The sequence below is a fragment of the Pseudomonas sp. GL-R-26 genome, from assembly GCF_019947365.1.
Classification (GTDB): domain Bacteria; phylum Pseudomonadota; class Gammaproteobacteria; order Pseudomonadales; family Pseudomonadaceae; genus Aquipseudomonas.
On the sequence record NZ_JAGYGI010000042.1, the window covers coordinates 1 to 18,939 of the forward strand.

The following is an 18,939-nucleotide window of genomic DNA, read 5'->3' on the forward strand; positions in this document are numbered from 1 at the left end:
CGTTGCCTTATCCGCCGGGGGTTCTGTGCGTGGTGCCAGGTGAAATCTGGGGCGGCGCGGTGCTCAAGTACTTCCTGGCCCTGGAAGAAGGCATCAACCGCTTGCCCGGCTTCACGCCGGAGTTGCAAGGGGTGTACCTGAAGCAGGAAGGCGGGCGTACCCGGGCGTATGGGTACGTGATCAAGGCCTGATGCTGCACGGGTCAGAAGCGTTCAACCTACAAGGTTCATGTGGTCAAGCAGTAAGCGTTAGCCCCTGTCCGGCCGCGTGCTGTACGTCGCCAGACCCAGGTTCAAAACTCTGCAAAAGGCAAGGAGTTTGCGATGGCTGATTCAAGCAAGAAAATGGGCCTGATGGGGCTCACGACGCTGGTAACGGTCAACATGATGGGCTCTGGCATCATCATGTTGCCCACCAACATGGCTCAACTGGGCGCCGTCTCGCTGCTGTCATGGATCTTCACGGCGATCGGTTCGATGGCCATCGCCTACTGCTTTGCCCAGTGCGGGGTCTTCTGCTCACGCTCCGGCGGCTTGTCCGCCTACACCGAAGAAGCCCATTCAAAGTCGGGTTTTTTTCTCTGCTCGTACCTGTACTTCCTGTCACTGGCGATCGCCAACGTGGCCGTGGCCATTTCGGCGGTGGGCTACATGACCGCCTTCGTGCCCTGGCTGGGCACAGGTGCGATTCCACTGTGTGTCGGCACGATCGGGCTGATCTGGCTGACCACCTTCGCCAACTTCGGTGGCCCTAGCATCACCGGCAAGATCGGTGCGTTCACGGTGTGGGGCGTGATCATTCCGGTCGCGGGCCTGAGCATCATCGGCTGGTTCTGGTTCAAGCCTGATGTGCTGGCCGCCGCCTGGAATCCGCACAGCGTGGCGATCTCCGAAGCCATTGGCAAAGCCATACCCCTGACCCTGTGGGCCTTCCTGGGCATGGAGTCGGCGGCCCAGGCCACCGATGCCGTGGAAGACCCCAAGCGCAACGTGCCGCTGGCCTGCCTGTTCGGCACCCTGGGGGCCGCCGTGGTCTATGTGCTGTCGACCACTGTCATCCAGGGCATCATTCCTAACGCGGAACTGGCCAAATCCTCGGCGCCCTTCGCATTGGTCTACGCCACGATTTTCAGCCCGATGGTCGGCAATATCGTCATGGCCCTGGCGGTCATGGCCTGCGTCGGCTCGCTGCTGGGCTGGCAATTTACCCTGGCGCAAACGGCCAAGATGACGGCTGACCAGAACCTGTTCCTCAAGCTGTTCAGCAAGGTCAACTCCATGAATGCGCCCGTCATCGGCATGATTGTCTGCGGCGTGCTGCAGACCCTCATGGCCCTGTCGACCATCTCGCCCGATGCCGCCGCGCAGTTCAGCAAGCTGGTCAGCCTGGCGGCAGTCACCAACCTCATCCCCTATATCACTGCGCTGACGGGCCTGCTGGTGATCATGCACAAGGCCGGGGTCTCGTCAGCGATTCACACGCGTAACGTGGTGGTCTTGCTGATTGCAGTCACGTACTCCTTGTACGCCCTGTATGCCTGCGGCAAGGACGCAGTGATGGGCGGCACCCTGGTGCTCGCTTTCGGCTACCTGCTCTATGGATTCCTCGCCAAGCGCTTCACCGACGCGCCAGCGGCCAACCAGGCCAGGGCCGCAAACCCTTAGGCGTGGCCAACAGGACTGCACAGACATCTGCATACGGGGAAACCGGACATGAACGTACCATTTGCCACAACCACCAGACTGCTGCTTGCCTTCGCACTCTCGACGCTGCCGCTAGTGGCCGGCGCCAACACCCTTGAACGGGTACGCAGCAGCCACACCTTTACCCTGGGCTACCTGCCTGACCTGGCCCCTTTCAGCAAACAGGAGGGCGACAAGGCCAGCGGTTATGCCATCGACCTTTGCCTGAAAGTCGCCGACAAGCTCAAGAGCGAACTGGGTCTGCCTGACCTGCAAGTGCGCTACCAGCCCGTCAAGATTTCGGACGAGGTCAACGCCGTGAGCCAGGGTAAAGTCGATATCCTCTGCACGCCGACACCGCCCACCCTGGAACGGCGCAAGATGATCAGTTACTCCATACCGATCTATACCGCTGGCCTCTCGGTCGTGGTGCGCAACGATGCTCGCGAACCGCTGCTCAATGTGCTCAATGGCAAGGTCGCCAATACCGGTCCGACCTGGCGTGCCAGCATCAACAACGGTCTGGCCAACCAAACCTACGCGACCCTGGAGGGGGGCGTGACCGAAGACTGGATTCGCGAGCAGATGCGCATGCTCAATGTGATTGCCTCGCTGGTGACCGTGGCCAACAACGACGAGGGCATCAAGCTGGTCGCCGAGGGCAAGGCCGATGCCTTCTTCTCCGAACGCATGCTGCTGCGCAACGAAGTCGCCAAGGAGGGCGCGGCCAAGAACCTGATGCTCCTGGACCGCATCTTCGAGTACTCGCCGGTGGCGATGATCGTGGAACGCAACGACGAAGACTTCCGATTGCTGGTCGATATGGCCCTGAGTGAAGCCTATCACTCGGGCTTCATAGAAAAGGCCTACGACCAGTATCTGGGCGGGAGCAACCTTGCCGTGAAAAGACTGTTCAGGGTCTATGCATTGCCCTGATGCCATTGTGAATCAAAGGCCGCCTGCGGGAGGCCTTTTTCATGGGCAGTGTCTTGATAAATGCAGAGATTGAATGAAGGGATTGCACCAACTGAGCCTGCGCCCAACCCGTTACCGCGATGCCCGCCACGGCACAATCCAGAGCGCGCGCATTCGCACGCGTCATCGGGCCACTGGCGGCCGACTTCTTCGCGAGTCCGCTCACCGTTTAATTTTTACGCATTCTTTACGGTAGGCGGTTTTGTCCGCAACGATACTGGCCGCGATTTTTTTGACCGTCCATGCGCCTGCATTTCTAATGATGCTGGCAATGTATTGCCCAAGGATGGCATGAACTTCCTCCACCGCAATTTGAGAGAAGCGACCCTTGAGTAAAACAGTGACCAGTGCACATGCAGATACCCAATCCAAAACGTCAGGAGTGGGCTTGCTCGTCGCCGCCGCTGGAGTGGTTTACGGGGACATTGGCACCAGCCCCCTCTACACGCTGAAAGAAGTCTTTTCCGGCCACTACGGCGTTCAGGTAAATCACGACGGGGTGCTAGGCATTCTGTCGTTGATCTTTTGGTCGTTGATCTGGGTGGTCTCGATCAAATACGTGTTGTTTATCCTGCGGGCCAACAATCAGGGCGAAGGCGGCATAATGGCGTTGACGGCGTTAGCCCGCCGCGCGGCAGCACCTTATCCGCACTTGAGCAAGGTACTGGTGCTGCTTGGCCTGTTTGGTGCGGCACTTTTTTACGGGGACAGCATGATTACCCCGGCTATTTCGGTGCTCTCTGCGGTTGAAGGGCTACAGCTGGCGTTTGACGGGATCGAGCACTGGGTTGTGCCCTTGTCAGTGATCGTGCTGGTGGCGTTGTTCTTGATACAGAAGCACGGTACGGCTCGCATCGGTATCTTGTTCGGCCCCGTGATGGTGCTGTGGTTTGTCGTGCTGGGTGCACTGGGGATCTACGGGATTTTGCAGCGGCCGGAAGTATTGCAAGCGCTCAATCCATACTGGGGGGCGCATTTTTTTATCGTTCATCCGGGAATCGGTGTGGCGATTCTGGGCGCTGTCGTGTTGGCACTAACCGGTGCTGAAGCACTGTATGCCGACATGGGCCACTTTGGCCGCAAACCGATCTCTCGTGCGTGGTTCATGCTCGTACTGCCCGGTTTGGTGCTCAATTACTTTGGCCAGGGCGCGTTGATCCTGGGAGACCCGGAGGCTGTGCGCAACCCGTTCTATCTGCTGGCGCCTGATTGGGCACTGCTGCCGATGGTCGCGCTCTCCACACTGGCGACCATCATCGCTTCTCAAGCGGTGATTTCCGGTGCTTTCTCCCTGACTCACCAGGCTATTCAGCTGGGTTATATCCCTCGTATGTTTATCCAGCACACCTCCAGTCAGGAGCAGGGACAGATTTACATCGGCACGGTTAACTGGGCATTGATGGTCGGTGTTGTTCTGCTGGTCATCGGTTTCGAGTCGTCCAGTGCATTGGCCGCAGCCTATGGTGTCGCGGTGACGGGAACCATGTTGATCACAACAATCTTGTCCTCGGCGGTTGTCCTGCTGCTATGGAAAACTCCGCGCTGGTTGGCCATCCCGATGTTGCTGGGTTTTCTGCTGGTCGACGGCCTGTACTTCGCGGCCAATGCGCCAAAGATTTTCCAGGGCGGTGCGTTCCCGGTGATTGCCGGTATTGGTCTATTCATTTTGATGACGACCTGGAAGCGGGGCAGGAAGATTATTGTCGAGCGGTTGGATGAAACGGCACTGCCTCTACCGTTGTTCATCGGCAGTATCCGTACGCAACCTCCCCATCGCGTACAAGGTACGGCGGTATTTCTGACGGCCAGGGCCGATGCTGTTCCTCATGCACTTTTGCACAACCTGCTGCATAACCAGGTTTTGCATGAGCAAGTGGTGTTGCTCACTGTGGTGTCTGAAGACAGCCCTCGCGTGAGTGGTGAACGGCGGTTCGAGGTTGAAGCCTATGGTGAAGGCTTCTTCCGGGTCAGTCTGCATTTTGGTTTTATCGAGGAGCCCGATGTTCCCTTGGCGTTGAGTCTCTGTCACTTGACCGAGCTGGATTTCAGTCCGATGCGCACGACCTATTTCCTCAGTCGGGAAACGGTGATCCCGACCAAGCGCATCGGTATGGCCCGTTGGCGAGAAGGCCTGTTCGCGTTTTTGCTGAAGAACGCCAATAGCAACCTGAGGTACTTCAAGTTGCCATTGAACCGGGTGATAGAACTGGGCACACAGGTTGAGATGTAAAGAGTGATCGAGTATTCGGGGGCAGGGTGCGGTGCGAAAAGTTCAAAGCCGCCGCACTGTCCGAGCACCTCAAGCGTTCAATGTGGGCCATTCATGCTGGATGAACCACGCGGATCAGATGTCGATTCTCCATCGAGGCGTTGAATTTCTGCTGCAACTCGCGAGCCACCATCTTGATCACTTTGAGGTGACCCAGGTAGTGGTGGAGGTTGTTGAACAGTATGTCCAGCAGCACATCCTGCGGTGAGTGCAAGGGGTGCCGTTCCCCCAGGCCACTCAACTGGGAATCGTCAGTCGCGATTACCAGCAAGCGTGATTTAGAGAACAGCAAGCCGAACGACGAGACCTCGAAGGCCAGGCTATCACCGCCCGAGTAGCTTTCCGGTCGCTTCCAGATCAAGAACAGGTTATCCGGATGGAATTCGATGCGTGAAACTTCGTCCGGATCCAGTGCCGAAGCCAGCGCGTGATCGTCCAGTTTGAAATCGCTGCGCAGTAGGTCCCGTTCTGCCGCATCGGGATTGCTGAACAACATCACATCGACATCGAGGTGTTCAACCGATACCAGCGTCCCATTGGCGAGTTGAAAACTCTTGATCATGTCTGACCTATGGCGTTATCGATTGAGAAAAATCAGTGTCCCGCAAGCGGGTATCGGAGCATGCGTTTACCACGCCTGGCCACGACGTTTCAGCTCCAGGCGGCGAATGAACTCCTCCAGAACCAGGCAATACAGGTCGTCCTGCAAGTAAGCGTCTTCGATGCCCGCGTCCATGTTCGGGTTGTCGTTAACCTCGATTACCACCACCTTGTCCCCCGACTGTTTCAGGTCGACCCCGTACAAACCATCACCAATGAGGTTGGCAGTCTTCACCGCGAGTTCGACCACCGCCTGGGGAGCTTCGTGAACCGCCAGTGTGCGGCATTCGCCGTTGATGTCCTGGCCCTTGGCTTTGTGGTTGTAGATCTGCCAGTGACCTTTGGACATGAAGTACTGGCAGGCGAAAATCGGTTTGCGGTTGAGCACGCCAATGCGCCAGTCGTACTCGGTGTAAAAGAACTCCTGAGCCAGCAACAACACCGAGTGTTCGAATAGCTCAGCGGTGGCTTCCAGCAGTGCCTGTTGGCTTTCGACCTTGATTACGCCCCGGGAAAAGCAGCCATCGGGAATCTTCAGCACTAATGGAAAGCCCAGGCGTTCACCCACTCGCTCGAAGTCTTCCGGTCGTTCCTTGTAGAGAATCTCGGTTGCCGGCATACCCAATTGGTGGCTTTTGAGCAGATCAGTCAGGTACACCTTGTTGGTACAGCGCAGGATTGAAGCGGGATCGTCCATTACCACCAGACCTTCGCTTTCCGCCTTCTTGGCGAAGAGATAGGTGTGGTTATCCATGCTGGTGGTTTCGCGAATCAACAGGGCGTCATACTCGGCGATTCGTGAATAGTCTTTCTTTTCGATCAGGTCGACATCAATACCCAAGCCTTTGCCGACCCGGATAAAATTCTCCAGTGCCTTGGCATTGGAAGGCGGCAGCGCTTCTTGCGAGTCATGCAGAATGGCCAGGTCGTAGCGGGCCACGCGGGGTGAACGTGGCATTCGCCATATCTTGCGGCTGAAACTGTCCAGCGAGTTGGCAAACTGATCTTCCTGATCTTCGCGTAACTTTTGCAAGACACCGGACTTTATTCCGTCGATGCGCCAACTATTACTTTTACGGAACTCTACCAAGAGGATCGGGCATGGGAAGAGTTCAAAGATTTGCCGTGCCAGATCCTGTAATGGTTCAAGATTGGTTTTACCGAAGTACAGGGTGAGCGTGAACCCTTCGGTATTACTGTAAATATGGTTGTTCAGTGCTTTGTCCAGGGTTTTGCCCAGATCGTCCAGCGCAAGGCCATACAGTGATTTTTTGGTAAGTTCGCTGATAGTGCGCACGGACGGAATAACTTTATGGCCGCGTGCTTCTGCCAGCAGTGAACAGTAATACCCGTGCCCCAGATACTTGTAGCTTCGGCAAAGATTAATAACCTGGACGCGCTTGCCGGCTTCGATCTCAAGAGGCTGTTCCAGGTATTCCTGGGCACTCATCATATCTTCCGAGGGGAAGTAAGAGGCCCAGTCTTCTTTTCGTTCAACAATAATGATCACCTGGCTGGATCTTCCCGGTGTCTCCGGTAAATAAGTCAGGTTTGATATTGCCGTTAACCGATTTTGCTCTGATACTTCACGCAAGCCACCCTGTACCGCTGACATATGAAAAGGTCCGTTGGAGAACAAGTCCTTATCTATTAAGCACGATACTTTTAAAAAGTCTCGTTTCGTTACGCAACTTTTACGGTGGGGCTATGAGCCTGTTATTTCGCAAAGCTACACACGATGATCTGAAGTCTCTGCTGGAACTGGAGAACCAATGCTTTACCTCTGATCGACTGACTCCGCGCAGTTTTCAGTGGATGATCAGCCGAGCCCATGCCAGCCTGATCGTTGCGCAAGACGGGAGTCAACTGATGGGCTACTGTCTGGTCCTGTTTCACCGTGGCACCTCTCTGGCGCGCCTGTATTCAATCGCTATCGCCACCCACAGTCGCGGCCTCGGTCTTGGAAAACAGCTTTTGGATCAGGCGGAAGATTGCGCTCGCGCTCACGACTGCGCCTACCTGCGACTGGAAGTGCGCCCGGACAATCCCGTCGCTATCAGTCTTTATGAGCGTAACGGTTACCGACGCTTCGCTGTGGTTCACAACTACTACGAGGATCATGCGCATGCGTTGCGTTTGGAGAAACGCATTCTGCAACATCGGGAAAGCCGTGAATTCCAGGTGCCTTACTACCAACAAACCACTGAGTTTACCTGCGGCCCGGCTTGCCTATTGATGGCCATGAGGGCATTGCAACCCGAGCGCTTGGTCGAGCGCCGGGACGAGCTGCAAATCTGGCGTGAAGCCACGACGGTGTTCATGACTTCGGGGCACGGCGGGTGCAGTCCCCAAGGTTTGGCATTGGCGGCCTGGCGCCGAGGGTTTCGAGTACGCCTGCAAGTCAGTATCGCCGGTCCGCTATTTCTCGACGGGGTGCGCGACGAACACAAAAAGGAGGTCATTCGCCTGGTACACGAAGCGTTCTGCGCGGAACTTCAACACAGTGACGTGGAGCATGTCAGCAGCAACCAGCTGGATCTGGCTCTCACGCTGAAGGCCGGCGGTCAGCCCTTGGTGTTGATCAGCAGCTACCGTCTGACTCGCTCCAAAGCGCCGCACTGGGTAATTGTCACTGACTACGATGAAGACTTCGTCTATCTGCATGACCCGGACATCGATCACAGTCAGCACCGTCAGGCACTCGACTGCCAGCATCTACCCGTCAGTCACAAGGCGTTCGACAAAATGTGTGCTTTCGGCGGCAACAAGCTGCGCGCCTCAGTGACGCTTTACGCACGCGAGCAGTCTAGCAACGCAGTGCCACTTGCGACTGATTGAAATCGATGGCTGCCTGTTGTCCGGATGCCAGACGGTCAACAGGCACTGATGGCTATCGGCTGAAACGTTCGGCCAGGCTGTGCAGGTAATCGGCCATGACTTCCAGATCCTGGCTGATGGCGGCGCCTTGCTTGGCCTGCCCGGCACTGTGATCACACAGTTGGGCAATTCGCGTGATCTGTTGATTGATATCTTCAGCCACGTGACTTTGCTCTTCAGACGCCGAGGCCATCTGCTGGCTCATGCCGGTTATCCGGGTGACGGCCTGGCTGATGCCGACCAACGCCGACTGAACCGCCTCGACACTTTGCATGCTTTCGCGGGAAATCTGCTCGCCACGATTGGCCGTTGATACGGCGCGATCGGCACCGTCATACAGTGAAGCAATGATGCCGTGGATCTGTTCGGTGGAGGTGCGGGTGCGTTGTGCAAGGGAACGGACCTCGTCGGCAACCACGGCAAAACCGCGTCCTTGTTCACCTGCCCGGGCCGCCTCGATGGCCGCGTTGAGCGCCAGCAGGTTGGTCTGTTCGGCAATGGACGTGATGACATCCACGACACTGCCGATCGATTGCGTTTCGCTCGCCAGTGCATTGACCGCCAGGCCAATCTCGCTGACCGCCTCGTGCATGGTTTTCATGGCGCTCAGGCTTTGCCGGGCCAGCTCACTGCCGTCACGGGTCAACTGGTCAGCCTCCGACGCGGCATGTGCGGTGCTGATGACGTTTTGCGTGACTTCCTGAATGGTGGCGGCCATCTGTGAAATGGCGGCGGCAGACTGGTCGGTTTCACTGCGCTGACGATCAAGCGACTGCGCCTGGGAACCTGAGAGTTCGGATGACTGCGCCGCCTTGGCCTTGACATTGACCCCGGCATCGACGAGCCGGCTCAGGGCAGTCTGCAGGCGCGCTTCCTCACTGACCATGGCCATGTCCAGTTGCCCTTGGGGGCCGTGGTTATCGCTGTAGGTGAGCGCGACCAGCGGATCGGAAAAGGCTTTTGGATGCTCGGCCAGGGTGCGCTCGATGGCCTGGCGATTTCGAGACTCGATCAGGTACCAGGCAACACCAAGGCTCGCGACCAGGACCCCTTGTGCCGCCGTTTTCGGTAGCCACTGACTACCCAGCAGTGAAACCCCGCCAGCCATCAATAATGGCCACCCCTGTTGCAGCGGCCGGAAAATCCGCGCGCTCAGCGAAACGATCGGCTTCCCGGCCCGCATCCTTGAATAGAGCGCTGATGCCCGGCGGACCTGGTCGCGGCTGGGCACCGAGCGGACCGACTCGTAACCACTCATGCGTCCGTTTTCATAGATGGGCGTGACGTAGGCACTGACCCAATAGAAGTCACCATTTTTCGAGCGGTTTTTCACAATACCCATCCAGGGTTTGCCTTGCTTGATGGTGTGCCACATATGCACGAATACCCCGGGTGGCATATCGGGGTGTCGAACCAGGTTATGGGTCTGACCGACCAGTTCGTCGTAGGTGAAACCGCTGATGGCGACAAAGGCGTCATTGCAGTAGGTGATTCGGCTATCCAGATCGGTCGTGGAGATCAATCGCTGTTCGGTGGGGAAAACTCTTTCATGCTCGGTTACGGGTAAATTCACACGCATACAATGCGACCCCTCGGATTATTATTATGTTGAGCATATAAATCGGGAATGCGCCCAGGCATTGCGCCGGCCGGGTCTGGAGTCAGATCGCGGAAATTCAACACGCGGGCCCAAAGAGGAATTTATGGGTGGGGGAGGCTATCGACCCTTCATTCGACGACAATTTCTTTTCATTTCATGACAAAACAGCGATATCAATGTGAAATCACTCGTAACGTCGACTTGAATGGGCCTTGAGTTGCGAATGAGCGTCGCGGTCAAAGGCCGCTGAGAGGAACCTCATTGGCCTGACGCCTGCCGGCTCGTTTCGTGTTGTCAGGCGGATGCGCCCACACCTGCGGCTTTCTCCGGCGCCGCAACGTCATGCAGGGAAATCCTTGATGTCTCCGGCAATGCCAACCCGCCCGCCAATGCGAGCAATGCAATCGCGATCAGATAGAACGCCGGCGACAGGTTGCTGCCGGTGGTGCTGATCAGCCACGTTGCCACCAGCGGCGCGGTGCCGCCGAAAAGGGTGTACGCCATGTTGTAGGTGATAGCCGAGGCGGTGTACCGGGTACGGGTAGGGAAGGTTTCCGAGAGCAAGGCCGCGGTGACCACGCCACACAACACCGCGCCAATCGCCAGGAGCATGACGCCGACGATGGACGCGGCGAACGACCCGGAGCTGGCCATCAGGAACGATGGATACACGACCACGATCAACAGCGCACAAGCGCTCATCACCGTGACTCGACGTCCGACCCGGTCCGAATACAGCCCGGCAAGCGGGCAGATCGCCGCAGCGAACAGCAATGCAATCAGCGATACCAGCAAGGCTGTTGCGCGACTCAGGCCACCGGCGACTTGCAGGTAGGTCGCGAAGTAGGTGGTGAACATGTAAAACGAGAGTGCCGTAAGTGACACAAAGGCGCCCAGGCAACAGATCGCCGCACCATGGTTGCGCAAGGTTTCCTTGAGAGGGGAATGTGCGACAGCATGTTCCTGAGTCACCGCCTGGAATGCCGGTGTCTCATCGAGCTTCCAGCGCAAGTAAAGGCCCACCAGGCCCAGGGGCGCGGCAATCAGGAACGGCAGGCGCCAACCCCAGCTCCCCATTGCTTCGGCCGACAATGACGCCTCGAGCGCATAGGCCACCACAGCAGCGGCGGCGAAGGCGGAAAATGTCGACACCGGAATGAAGCTGCCGTACCAGGCGCGTTTATCACTCGGTGCATGCTCCATCAGGTAGGCACAGGCGCCTGCGTATTCTCCCCCGGCGGAAAAGCCCTGGGCGCAACGGATCAGGGACAGAAGGATCGGCGCCATGACCCCGATCGCCGCATAAGTGGGCAGCAGACCGATCAAGGTCGTGGCACCGGCCATCATCAGGATGGTCATCGCGAGGGTGCGCTTGCGGCCGATCCTGTCGCCCAGCATGCCGAAGAAAATCCCGCCAAGGGGCCGAAACGCGAAGGCCACGGCGAATACCGCAAAGGTCTTGAGCAGCGCGGCACTGGCGTCGCCGCTGGGGAAGAATTGCTGGGCGATGGTCGTGGCCAAAAAGCCGTAGACGGCAAAGTCGAACCACTCGACGAAATTGCCGATGCCAGCGGCCACAATCACTCTTCTCAGCGTTTGTGGGCTGACTTGTTCCATAGTTGCGCTCGTCATGCTTGACCTCGACAGTTCGTCAGTAAGCTACCGATTATCGGGGCTGACCCGGAGGTGGTTCACTTCAAAAGTGTCACCCACATAGTCAGTACCGACTTCATGCCGTTGAATCAGGCATGATTCGCGCCAGATTGGCCGAGGGAGAGAAGTGGGCGATTTTTTCGCAAATTTGAAAAGCGTTGAGGGTATTGTCGTTCGCCGGGATCAGATCAATCAGAAGGGACGAAAATGACATTGACTGTCGAAAGCCTGGTCAGGATCGCAATGACCAATCCGGTAAACGCAGAAATTTCCGCTCGCTTGCCTGCGCTCGGTTTGAACCAATGCATGCTCACGGCCGGTTGCCTGTTCCAGGCCGTATGGAATCATCAGGCACAGCGACCACCAGAGTGGGGCGTGAAGGACTACGACGTCTTTTACTTCGATGATGACCTGTCGTGGGAAGCTGAGAATGAGGTCATCCAATCAGGTCACCGTCTGTTCCGCGACCTCGACGTGAACATTGAGATCAAGAATCAGGCTCGCGTGCACCTGTGGTACGGCCAGCGCTTTGGCGGGGATTATCCAAGGCTTCAGTCGGCAAAAGACGGGATTGATCGCTACCTGATTGCTGGCACCTGCATTGGCCTGGACATCGAAACTGGCGAGGTCTATGCGCCCAACGGCCTGGCCGACACAGAGCACGGGCTGCTTCGAATCAATCCAAAAAATCCCAAGCCAGACCTGTTCGATCAGAAGGCGAAAAGTTATCAGGCTCGTTGGCCTTGGCTCAGGATCGTGGAGCCGCAAAGTTGAATCGGTTAAATGTCTCAGCTGATATCATTCAAGAATTACAGGCTGAGTAGAACAACATGAACCGTCAAAAGAAACTAAAGCAGCTGTTCAAGGCTAAGGCCAAAAAGGCCAGTGCCAAACTGGCACCGAAAAGCAAGTCGACCTACATCAGTAAAGCGGGCCGATTGAAGCTGGCTGCACAAACCACTGACGAGTCAACCATCGCCTCTGAGAGCTGATTCAGGTCGGACCGCGAAATCAGGCATTGCTTCGCCACGGACCTAGCGGATACCGGCACCCGCCATGGACTCTGGCACCCACTGCGCCGTCGATAGCGGCTCGATGTAGTGGATGCCGCCATGCGGGCCCACCACGCCATTGATGTTATAGGTGCCTTTGGACAGGTCGTAAGTCATGAAAGGGGTGGCGTCCGGGACCTGCTGGTCGTAGCTCTGGCTGAAGAACGCGAAGGAGCCACGGTACAACTGGCCACTGGTGTCGTACTGATCGGAGGCCACCGCGGCCCAGGTGTCCTCATCCAGGTAGAAGCGGCGCTTCTGGTAGATGTGCTTCGCCCCGGGCTTGAGGTTGCCCTCCACGACGTAGACCCGGTGCTTTTCCCAGCGTACGAAGTCCGGGGCAATGAAGTTGGGCGTGGTCAGCGACTTGGCAGCGCGGGCGTAGGTGAGTTTGTAGGTGTTGTAGGGCACGATCATTTCCTGCTTGCCCACCAGCGTCCAGTCGTACAGTTCGAGCGCACGGGCGGTACCGGGGTTGGGGGTGTCGTAGGCCAGGATCGAAATCTGTTTGACCCGGCGCTGGGCAGGCATGTACTGCCAGGCGCGGCCAGGGAACTGCGTTGCGTTGGTCGCGTTCTTGAGCATGATCGACTCGCCGGCTCGGCGCGCAGGTCCGGTATAGGACAGTTTCAACTGATAGTAGATGTCGGAGCTGTTGAACGGCTTCGACAGGTTCTCGTAGATCGGGAAGGAGATGAATGCCTCGCCAGTGACCGCCAGGCTCGGTACGCCCGCCGTGTCGACGCTCCAGGAATCGTACTTGGAATGGATGTTGACGCCCTGGTAGCGCAGCAGGAAATTCCACATCGCTTCGGCGCCGGATTGCGGGATCGGGAAAGGCACCCCTGGCATCACATTGTCGATGGCGATCCCGCCGTTGAGGGACCTGGCATTGGTGGCATTCTTGCGGCTGTTGTCCAGTATCGCCTGTGGGAGCGATGCCGTGCGGTGGGTCGGATAGACGTCGATGCGAAAGTCGGGGTAGCGCTTGGCCAACGCCACTGTGGTGGCGGTCAGCATGCCTTTGTACGCGTCGACGTTCCGGCCGTTGATCACCAGCAGCGGCCTTTCGCTCGCAAAAGGGTCCGGGCGCATGCTGTCGCCGGTCTTGAAGCTGGATGGGGCCGTGGTCAGGCCACCGCTGTAGGGCGGAATGGAACCGTCGGCATTACCGGCCTTTTCGGCTCCCACCCACGTCAGGCTGGTGCCCAGCCGGGCGGCTTCCTGGCTCGATACATAGGCTTGGGCATCGATGCCCAGCGCCATGATGGGTACGGCAGCCAGAAGACTTTTCACGAATTTCATATTGTTATTCTCCTGCCTGGCGTACCAGGCAACTCGTGACTCAGGCGCAGCAGTCGCTTACGTCAACTCATCGCCAGAGACCTTTTCAGTACTGCCATTAGATAGCCCGCGTATCAGGGTCGCTTTTCATTCGACGACAGCCCCTTGGCTATTGATGACAGGCCCGGGCTGTCTCGGCGGGCATTCGATGGGTCGAGTGACCATCACTTGTTTGTATTTTTCAGAGGAATCATTGGGTTACCGAATGGTCATATCCATGTCTGAACACTGCCCGGACGAAAGTTTCGAGCAGCCATGACCCTTCCATACCTCCGACGTTTAGGACGTTTTTATGAATCGCGCAGTAATCTTGATCGTGGCCATTTCCAGCGCCGTCTTGTTGGGAGGCTGCGGCCCGCATTGGGATGACGGAGAGCGGTACGGCCGATATCACGATCATGACCATCGACGTGGTTACGACCAGAGAGGGGACGATGATCAAGGTTATGACCGCGACTATGGTCGTCGTGGCTATGATCGTAGCGACTATGATCGCGAACACCGTCGCTACCGTGATCGCGATGACAACGACGATTGATAGTTTGCCTTCGAGCGATGGAAGCCAGGTCTGGACAACACACCGCGAATAATTTGTGGCCCGTCTCATACCTGGCACTAAAGTGAACAAAATCATTGAAAAAAACCGCCATAAGCTTTAAACGGAAAGCCAAATGGCACATTGCATGCAATCAGCCAGTGAGTTTCAGCAGTTTTGGCTCAGGGAGCGCTGATGAGTTTTCGTACACTGACCGGCTCCCCGCGGCAATCGAGCAATGACGCCGTTGCCGCATTTCACCCCCCAGGGAACCCGAATACTGTCGGCATGGCTCGCGCCGGCAACGACGACAGGATCGAACAACTGCTGGACTCGGCGCGCAACTGGGCCCATACCACCGCGTGGGTGTTTTACCGCGCCGGTGAACAGATGCATCGGGTTGGCCAGGGTGACCCACGGGGACATTGGCCTTCCAGCGTTGCGAATGACGAGTTTGAAGCCTTTTGCCTGGCCTCGAACCTGCACCGCTGGCCCACCGGCAGGGGTGAAAGTGTGCTGGGTTGGCTGCTCGCGCCCGTCGCCGATGCCGCAGAGCCGGCGCTTGCTGAACTTGCCCAGCGCCTGGGCATTGAACTGCAGACCAATACCCTGGCCCGTGCGCAGATCACTCAGCGTGTACTGTATGAAATTACCTACCTGGCCAGTTCGACCCGTGACCGGTCTGAGTTCCTGGTGGGGGCTCACCGGCTGCTGGCCAGCCTGATCGATGCCGAGAACTTCTATCTCGCGTTGTATAACCCGCACACTGGCAAGATCGACTACCCGTATTACGTCGACATCATCGACGTTGATGCCCTGGAATCCGAAAACTACGAATACCTTGACCCTAAGCGCCTGTCGCTGACCGGCCAGGTGTTGACCAGCGGCCAGCCGTTGCTGATCGATGCCGCCGGGATTCTCGCGGCCCAGGCCGAGAACCGTTTCCACTGTGTGGGTGATCGGCCCGAGTTCTGGATGGGCGCACCGTTGAAAAACGCCTCGGACGAGGTGTTTGGCATGCTGGCGATGCAGGTCTACGACGTTTCTCGCATCTACAGCGCTGAAGACCGCGCGCTGTTCCTGGTGGTCGCCCGCCACGTGGCCATGGCGCTGGACCGGATTCTGCACCGGGAGGACCTGGAAGAAACGGTGTTGCGCCGCACCCTGGAGCTTTCGGCAGTCAACGACGCATTGCGCCAGGAAGTCACGGACCGGGAGCGTGCCGAACATCTGCAAGGCGCGCTGTTCCAGATTGCAGAACTGTCGAGCCAGCCGGGTGACATGGCCGAATTGTTCCGGACCCTGCATGGCATCGTCGGTGATCTGCTGTTCGCGCAGAACTTCTACATTGCGCTGTTTGACGACTCGACCGACGAAGTGACGTTTCCCTATTACGTGGATGAACGGCAGACCACCTGCCCGGCGGCGCGTCGAGGGCGCCGGGGCTTGACCGAGTATGTCATCCGTCAGCGCCGCCCTTGCCTGATTGACGTCGGCGAGGCTGAGCGATTGTCCGCGCAAGGTGAAATCGAAATTGCCCATGAGTCCGTGCGCTCCTTCTCCTGGCTGGGCATCCCCTTGTTCGAAGGCGACGTGGTGTGTGGTGTGCTGGCGGTGCAAAGCTATACCTCGCAGGTGCGCTATACCCTGCGCGACCAGGAATTGCTGACCTTCGTGTCGCGGCACATCGACACAGCGTTGTCGCGACGCACGGCCGCCGAAGCGATTCATGCCGCCAACCTCCAGCTCGAAGCCCGGGTACAGAGCCGCACCCGCGAACTCGATCACGCCAATGCCAAGTTGCAGCACGAAAACTCCCACGATGCGCTGACCGGTCTACCCAATCGCACCTACCTGCAGCAGCGCCTCAATCTGGCCTGGTCGCGGTTCGGCCGCGAAGGCGGGCACCTGGCGGTGATGTTCATCGACCTCGACCGTTTCAAGATGGTCAACGACAGCCTCGGCCACCATTTTGGCGACCTGCTGTTGATGCAGGCTGCCCACCGTTTGCGCGGTTGCCTGCGCGACACCGACATGCTGGCTCGTTTGGGTGGCGATGAGTTTTCAGTGATGGCTCCCGAGGCGTCGCTGGAGGTGGTGATTGAAATCGCCGAACGGATCCTGGTGGCGTTCGACCTGCCGTTCTTCATCAATGGCCATGAAGTTTTTTCGTCCTGCAGTATCGGCATCGTCAGCGCCGACAATCAGTTCCATCACGAGCCCGCCGACTTGCTGCGCGATGCCGATGCGGCGATGTACCGGGTCAAGAGTGCCGGGCGCGACAGCTACGCGGTGTTCAACCAGGAAGTACGCCGTGAAGTCTCGGACCAGGTCGAGCGTGAAGGCGCCTTGCGCAACGCACTCAAACGCACCGACGAACTGCTGCCGTATTTCCAGCCGATCGTCAGCGTCGACACCGGCGAACTGTTGGCTCTTGAAGCGCTGATCCGCTGGCATCAGCCGGGCGGCCGGGTGATTGCACCGGGCGAATTCCTGCCGGATGTCGAGGGGTTGCGCCTGATCGGTCGACTGGACCTGTACATGCTCGCCAGCATTGCCGCGATCCTCGCACAGCCCGAACACGCCGACTGGCCACCGGTGCACGTCAATTGCTCCAGCTACAGCATGACGCGCCCCGAATTCGCCGGTGAGGTGCTGGCACTGTTGGCTCAGCACCAGGTCTCGCCGTCGCGAATCTGCCTGGAGTTGACCGAAGGGGCGCTGGTCGCTGAACCGGCGATTGCCCGGCAGACCATGCAACAACTGGCCGACAACGGCATGTCAGTGGTGCTCGATGACTTCGGCGCAGGGTTCTCATCCCTGAGCTATGTGCATCAATACCGCTTCAGCGGCTTGAAAATCGACAAGTCGTTCATCTTCGAACTGACCACCAGCCCCCGCAGTCGCGCGATCGTCCGGGCGATTGTGCGGATGGCCGAATCGCTGGACCTGAGTGTGGTGGCCGAAGGCGTCGAGGATCAAGCGACGCTGGAGTTGCTGCGTGAAATGGGGGCAGGGCAGGCCCAGGGTTATCACTTTGCCAAGCCGATGAGCTTGAAGGCGCTCTTGGCCAGTCCACTGCTCGGTCGCCAGGGTTGCTGACAAAACCACAGCACCAGGGCAATTGCGCTGATCGAGGCGCCCAGCACGCTGACGGCAGTCCAGCCCCATAGCGCATACACCTGGGTCGCGGCGGCGGCACCCAGTGCGCTGCCCACCGAGTAAAAGCACATGTAGGCGCCGACCATGCGACTTTGCGCGTCGGGCCGTGCCGCGAAAATCAGGCTCTGGTTGGTGACGTGTACGGCTTGCACCGCGAAGTCGAGCAGAATCACCCCACAAACCAGTGCGATCAGTGACGACTGTGCAAAGGCGATGGGCAGCCAGGACAGCGTCAGAATCGCCAGCGAAATGCCGGTGACCCGTTGCCCCAGGCCCTGGTCGGCCCAGCGACCGGATCGCCTGGCTGCAAGGGCGCCGGCGACGCCCGCCAGGCCGAACAAGCCGATGGCCGTGTGTGAAAGCGACAGCGGTGGGATGCTCAACGGCAGCACCATGGATGTCCAAAGCACGGAAAAAGCGGCAAAGATCAGCAAGGCCAACAGGCCCCTGGTTCGCAACACCGGTTCGGTCATGAAAAGCGTAAAGAGCGAACGGATGAGTGCCGGGTAGGTGTATCGACTGCGTGGCGTCACTGCGGGAGGCAACACTTTCCAGAACACCGCCGCGAGGGTCAGCATCAGTCCCGAGGAAACGAAATACACGGCGCGCCAGCCCGCCAGATCGGCAATCAGTCCGGAGCTGAAGCGCGCCAGAAGAATGCCAAGGACAATGCCGCTGGTGACGGTCCCCACGGCCTGGCCACGTTGTGCCGGCGTTGCCAGCGCGGCGGTGCAGGCCACCAGTACTTGAACCATCACTGCCAGCAAACCCACGGCGATCATGGCCCCCAACAGGGTCAGCCATTGCTGTGCGGCGCCGACGCCCGCCAGCGCAATCGCAGACAGCAGCATTTGCGTCAGGATCAGCCCTTTACGGTTCAACAAGTCGCCCAGCGGGACGATGAACAGCAAGCCCAACGCGTAACCGACTTGAGTCGCCGTCACCACAAACCCGATCATCGATGGGGCAACATCCAGGCTTCGGGCCATCGAGTCGAGCAAGGGTTGCGCGAAGTAGACGTTGGCGACGGCAAGCGCGCAGGTGACAGAAAACAGAAACGTGAGCTGCGCAGATAGCCCCGAAGCCTGCGCGGCGAAAGGATGGGTGGCTGAATCGGTATCTGCTTTCATGTGAGCCTCCGTGGCGCTAAACTGGTTTCAATTAGCAACTTGATTCGATTGTCATCGAAT

At 58.2% G+C, this 18,939-nt stretch carries 13 protein-coding genes and 3 pseudogenes; 9 read left to right on the forward strand and 7 right to left on the reverse strand.

Annotation, left to right across the window (positions count from 1 at the left end; translation table 11 throughout):
• The 4 genes from KGA96_RS27100 to KGA96_RS27115 all read left to right on the forward strand — a co-directional run.
• The coding region (locus KGA96_RS27100) for a hypothetical protein (RefSeq protein ID WP_223515603.1) at positions 1 to 191 on the forward strand (191 nt) is incomplete at its 5' end.
• 132 nt (positions 192 to 323) lie between these two features.
• Positions 324 to 1,664 (forward strand): putrescine-ornithine antiporter, encoded by a 1,341-nt coding sequence (gene potE / locus KGA96_RS27105; RefSeq protein WP_046043913.1) that lies wholly within the window; start codon positions 324 to 326, stop codon positions 1,662 to 1,664.
• Between the two features lie 48 nt (positions 1,665 to 1,712).
• The gene (locus tag KGA96_RS27110; RefSeq protein WP_046043911.1) at positions 1,713 to 2,618 is read left to right on the forward strand and encodes an amino acid ABC transporter substrate-binding protein; all 906 of its coding nucleotides are present in this window, start codon (positions 1,713 to 1,715) and stop codon (positions 2,616 to 2,618) included.
• A gap of 367 nt (positions 2,619 to 2,985) precedes the next feature.
• A complete protein-coding gene (locus KGA96_RS27115) occupies positions 2,986 to 4,887 on the forward strand; it encodes a potassium transporter Kup (protein WP_046043910.1) in 1,902 nt (633 codons plus the stop codon).
• Positions 4,888 to 4,993: 106 nt separating this feature from the next.
• Here the strand turns inward: KGA96_RS27115 and KGA96_RS27120 are convergent.
• Together KGA96_RS27120 and KGA96_RS27125 are read right to left on the reverse strand one after the other, a co-directional pair.
• Positions 4,994 to 5,488, reverse strand: a pseudogene (locus KGA96_RS27120) (CorA family divalent cation transporter); the annotation flags it as partial.
• A 66-nt stretch (positions 5,489 to 5,554) separates the two neighbouring features.
• On the reverse strand, positions 5,555 to 7,141 hold the full coding sequence (locus KGA96_RS27125) for a RimK family protein (protein WP_046043908.1): 1,587 nt from the start codon (positions 7,139 to 7,141) through the stop codon (positions 5,555 to 5,557).
• A 92-nt stretch (positions 7,142 to 7,233) separates the two neighbouring features.
• On the opposite strand from KGA96_RS27125, the gene rimI reads away from it, so the two are divergent.
• Positions 7,234 to 8,364 (forward strand): ribosomal protein S18-alanine N-acetyltransferase, encoded by a 1,131-nt coding sequence (gene rimI, locus KGA96_RS27130; protein ID WP_046043907.1) that lies wholly within the window; start codon positions 7,234 to 7,236, stop codon positions 8,362 to 8,364.
• 52 nt (positions 8,365 to 8,416) lie between these two features.
• Here rimI and KGA96_RS29980 read toward each other — a convergent pair.
• From KGA96_RS29980 to KGA96_RS27140, 3 genes and pseudogenes are all read right to left on the reverse strand, one after another.
• A pseudogene (locus tag KGA96_RS29980) lies at positions 8,417 to 9,391 on the reverse strand (methyl-accepting chemotaxis protein); the annotation flags it as partial.
• A 282-nt stretch (positions 9,392 to 9,673) separates the two neighbouring features.
• A pseudogene (locus KGA96_RS29985) lies at positions 9,674 to 9,982 on the reverse strand (PAS domain-containing protein); the annotation flags it as partial.
• 315 nt (positions 9,983 to 10,297) lie between these two features.
• The gene (locus KGA96_RS27140; protein ID WP_046043905.1) at positions 10,298 to 11,635 is read right to left on the reverse strand and encodes an MFS transporter; all 1,338 of its coding nucleotides are present in this window, start codon (positions 11,633 to 11,635) and stop codon (positions 10,298 to 10,300) included.
• A gap of 228 nt (positions 11,636 to 11,863) precedes the next feature.
• On the opposite strand from KGA96_RS27140, the gene KGA96_RS27145 reads away from it, so the two are divergent.
• Both KGA96_RS27145 and KGA96_RS27150 read left to right on the forward strand, forming a co-directional pair.
• The gene (locus tag KGA96_RS27145) at positions 11,864 to 12,430 is read left to right on the forward strand and encodes a nucleotidyltransferase family protein (protein WP_223515609.1); all 567 of its coding nucleotides are present in this window, start codon (positions 11,864 to 11,866) and stop codon (positions 12,428 to 12,430) included.
• 56 nt (positions 12,431 to 12,486) lie between these two features.
• The gene (locus KGA96_RS27150; RefSeq protein WP_080925416.1) at positions 12,487 to 12,648 is read left to right on the forward strand and encodes a DUF2986 domain-containing protein; all 162 of its coding nucleotides are present in this window, start codon (positions 12,487 to 12,489) and stop codon (positions 12,646 to 12,648) included.
• A gap of 42 nt (positions 12,649 to 12,690) precedes the next feature.
• On the opposite strand, the gene KGA96_RS27155 is transcribed toward KGA96_RS27150, so the two are convergent.
• Positions 12,691 to 14,013 carry a DUF1329 domain-containing protein gene (locus KGA96_RS27155; protein ID WP_046043902.1) on the reverse strand — a complete coding sequence of 441 codons (1,323 nt, stop codon included), beginning with the start codon at positions 14,011 to 14,013 and terminating at the stop codon, positions 12,691 to 12,693.
• A 331-nt stretch (positions 14,014 to 14,344) separates the two neighbouring features.
• Between KGA96_RS27155 and KGA96_RS27160 the strand changes: the two genes are divergently transcribed.
• Both KGA96_RS27160 and KGA96_RS27165 read left to right on the forward strand, forming a co-directional pair.
• A complete protein-coding gene (locus KGA96_RS27160; RefSeq protein ID WP_080925415.1) occupies positions 14,345 to 14,590 on the forward strand; it encodes a hypothetical protein in 246 nt (81 codons plus the stop codon).
• A 192-nt stretch (positions 14,591 to 14,782) separates the two neighbouring features.
• Positions 14,783 to 17,689 carry an EAL domain-containing protein gene (locus KGA96_RS27165; RefSeq protein WP_223515612.1) on the forward strand — a complete coding sequence of 969 codons (2,907 nt, stop codon included), beginning with the start codon at positions 14,783 to 14,785 and terminating at the stop codon, positions 17,687 to 17,689.
• Here KGA96_RS27165 and KGA96_RS27170 read toward each other — a convergent pair.
• The gene (locus KGA96_RS27170; RefSeq protein WP_223466509.1) at positions 17,620 to 18,879 is read right to left on the reverse strand and encodes an MFS transporter; all 1,260 of its coding nucleotides are present in this window, start codon (positions 18,877 to 18,879) and stop codon (positions 17,620 to 17,622) included. The two genes, KGA96_RS27165 and KGA96_RS27170, sit on opposite strands and share 70 nt — an antisense overlap.
• Positions 18,880 to 18,939 lie beyond the last annotated feature (60 nt).

Coding starts and splice junctions, on each gene's coding strand:
- potE (WP_046043913.1), top strand. CDS start 324: ATGGCTGATTCAAGCAAGAAAATGGGCCTGATGGGGCTCACGACGCTG.
- KGA96_RS27110 (WP_046043911.1), top strand. CDS start 1,713: ATGAACGTACCATTTGCCACAACCACCAGACTGCTGCTTGCCTTCGCA.
- KGA96_RS27125 (WP_046043908.1), bottom strand. CDS start 7,141: ATGTCAGCGGTACAGGGTGGCTTGCGTGAAGTATCAGAGCAAAATCGG.
- rimI (WP_046043907.1), top strand. CDS start 7,234: ATGAGCCTGTTATTTCGCAAAGCTACACACGATGATCTGAAGTCTCTG.
- KGA96_RS27140 (WP_046043905.1), bottom strand. CDS start 11,635: ATGACGAGCGCAACTATGGAACAAGTCAGCCCACAAACGCTGAGAAGA.
- KGA96_RS27145 (WP_223515609.1), top strand. CDS start 11,864: ATGACATTGACTGTCGAAAGCCTGGTCAGGATCGCAATGACCAATCCG.
- KGA96_RS27150 (WP_080925416.1), top strand. CDS start 12,487: ATGAACCGTCAAAAGAAACTAAAGCAGCTGTTCAAGGCTAAGGCCAAA.
- KGA96_RS27155 (WP_046043902.1), bottom strand. CDS start 14,013: ATGAAATTCGTGAAAAGTCTTCTGGCTGCCGTACCCATCATGGCGCTG.
- KGA96_RS27160 (WP_080925415.1), top strand. CDS start 14,345: ATGAATCGCGCAGTAATCTTGATCGTGGCCATTTCCAGCGCCGTCTTG.
- KGA96_RS27165 (WP_223515612.1), top strand. CDS start 14,783: ATGAGTTTTCGTACACTGACCGGCTCCCCGCGGCAATCGAGCAATGAC.
- KGA96_RS27170 (WP_223466509.1), bottom strand. CDS start 18,879: ATGAAAGCAGATACCGATTCAGCCACCCATCCTTTCGCCGCGCAGGCT.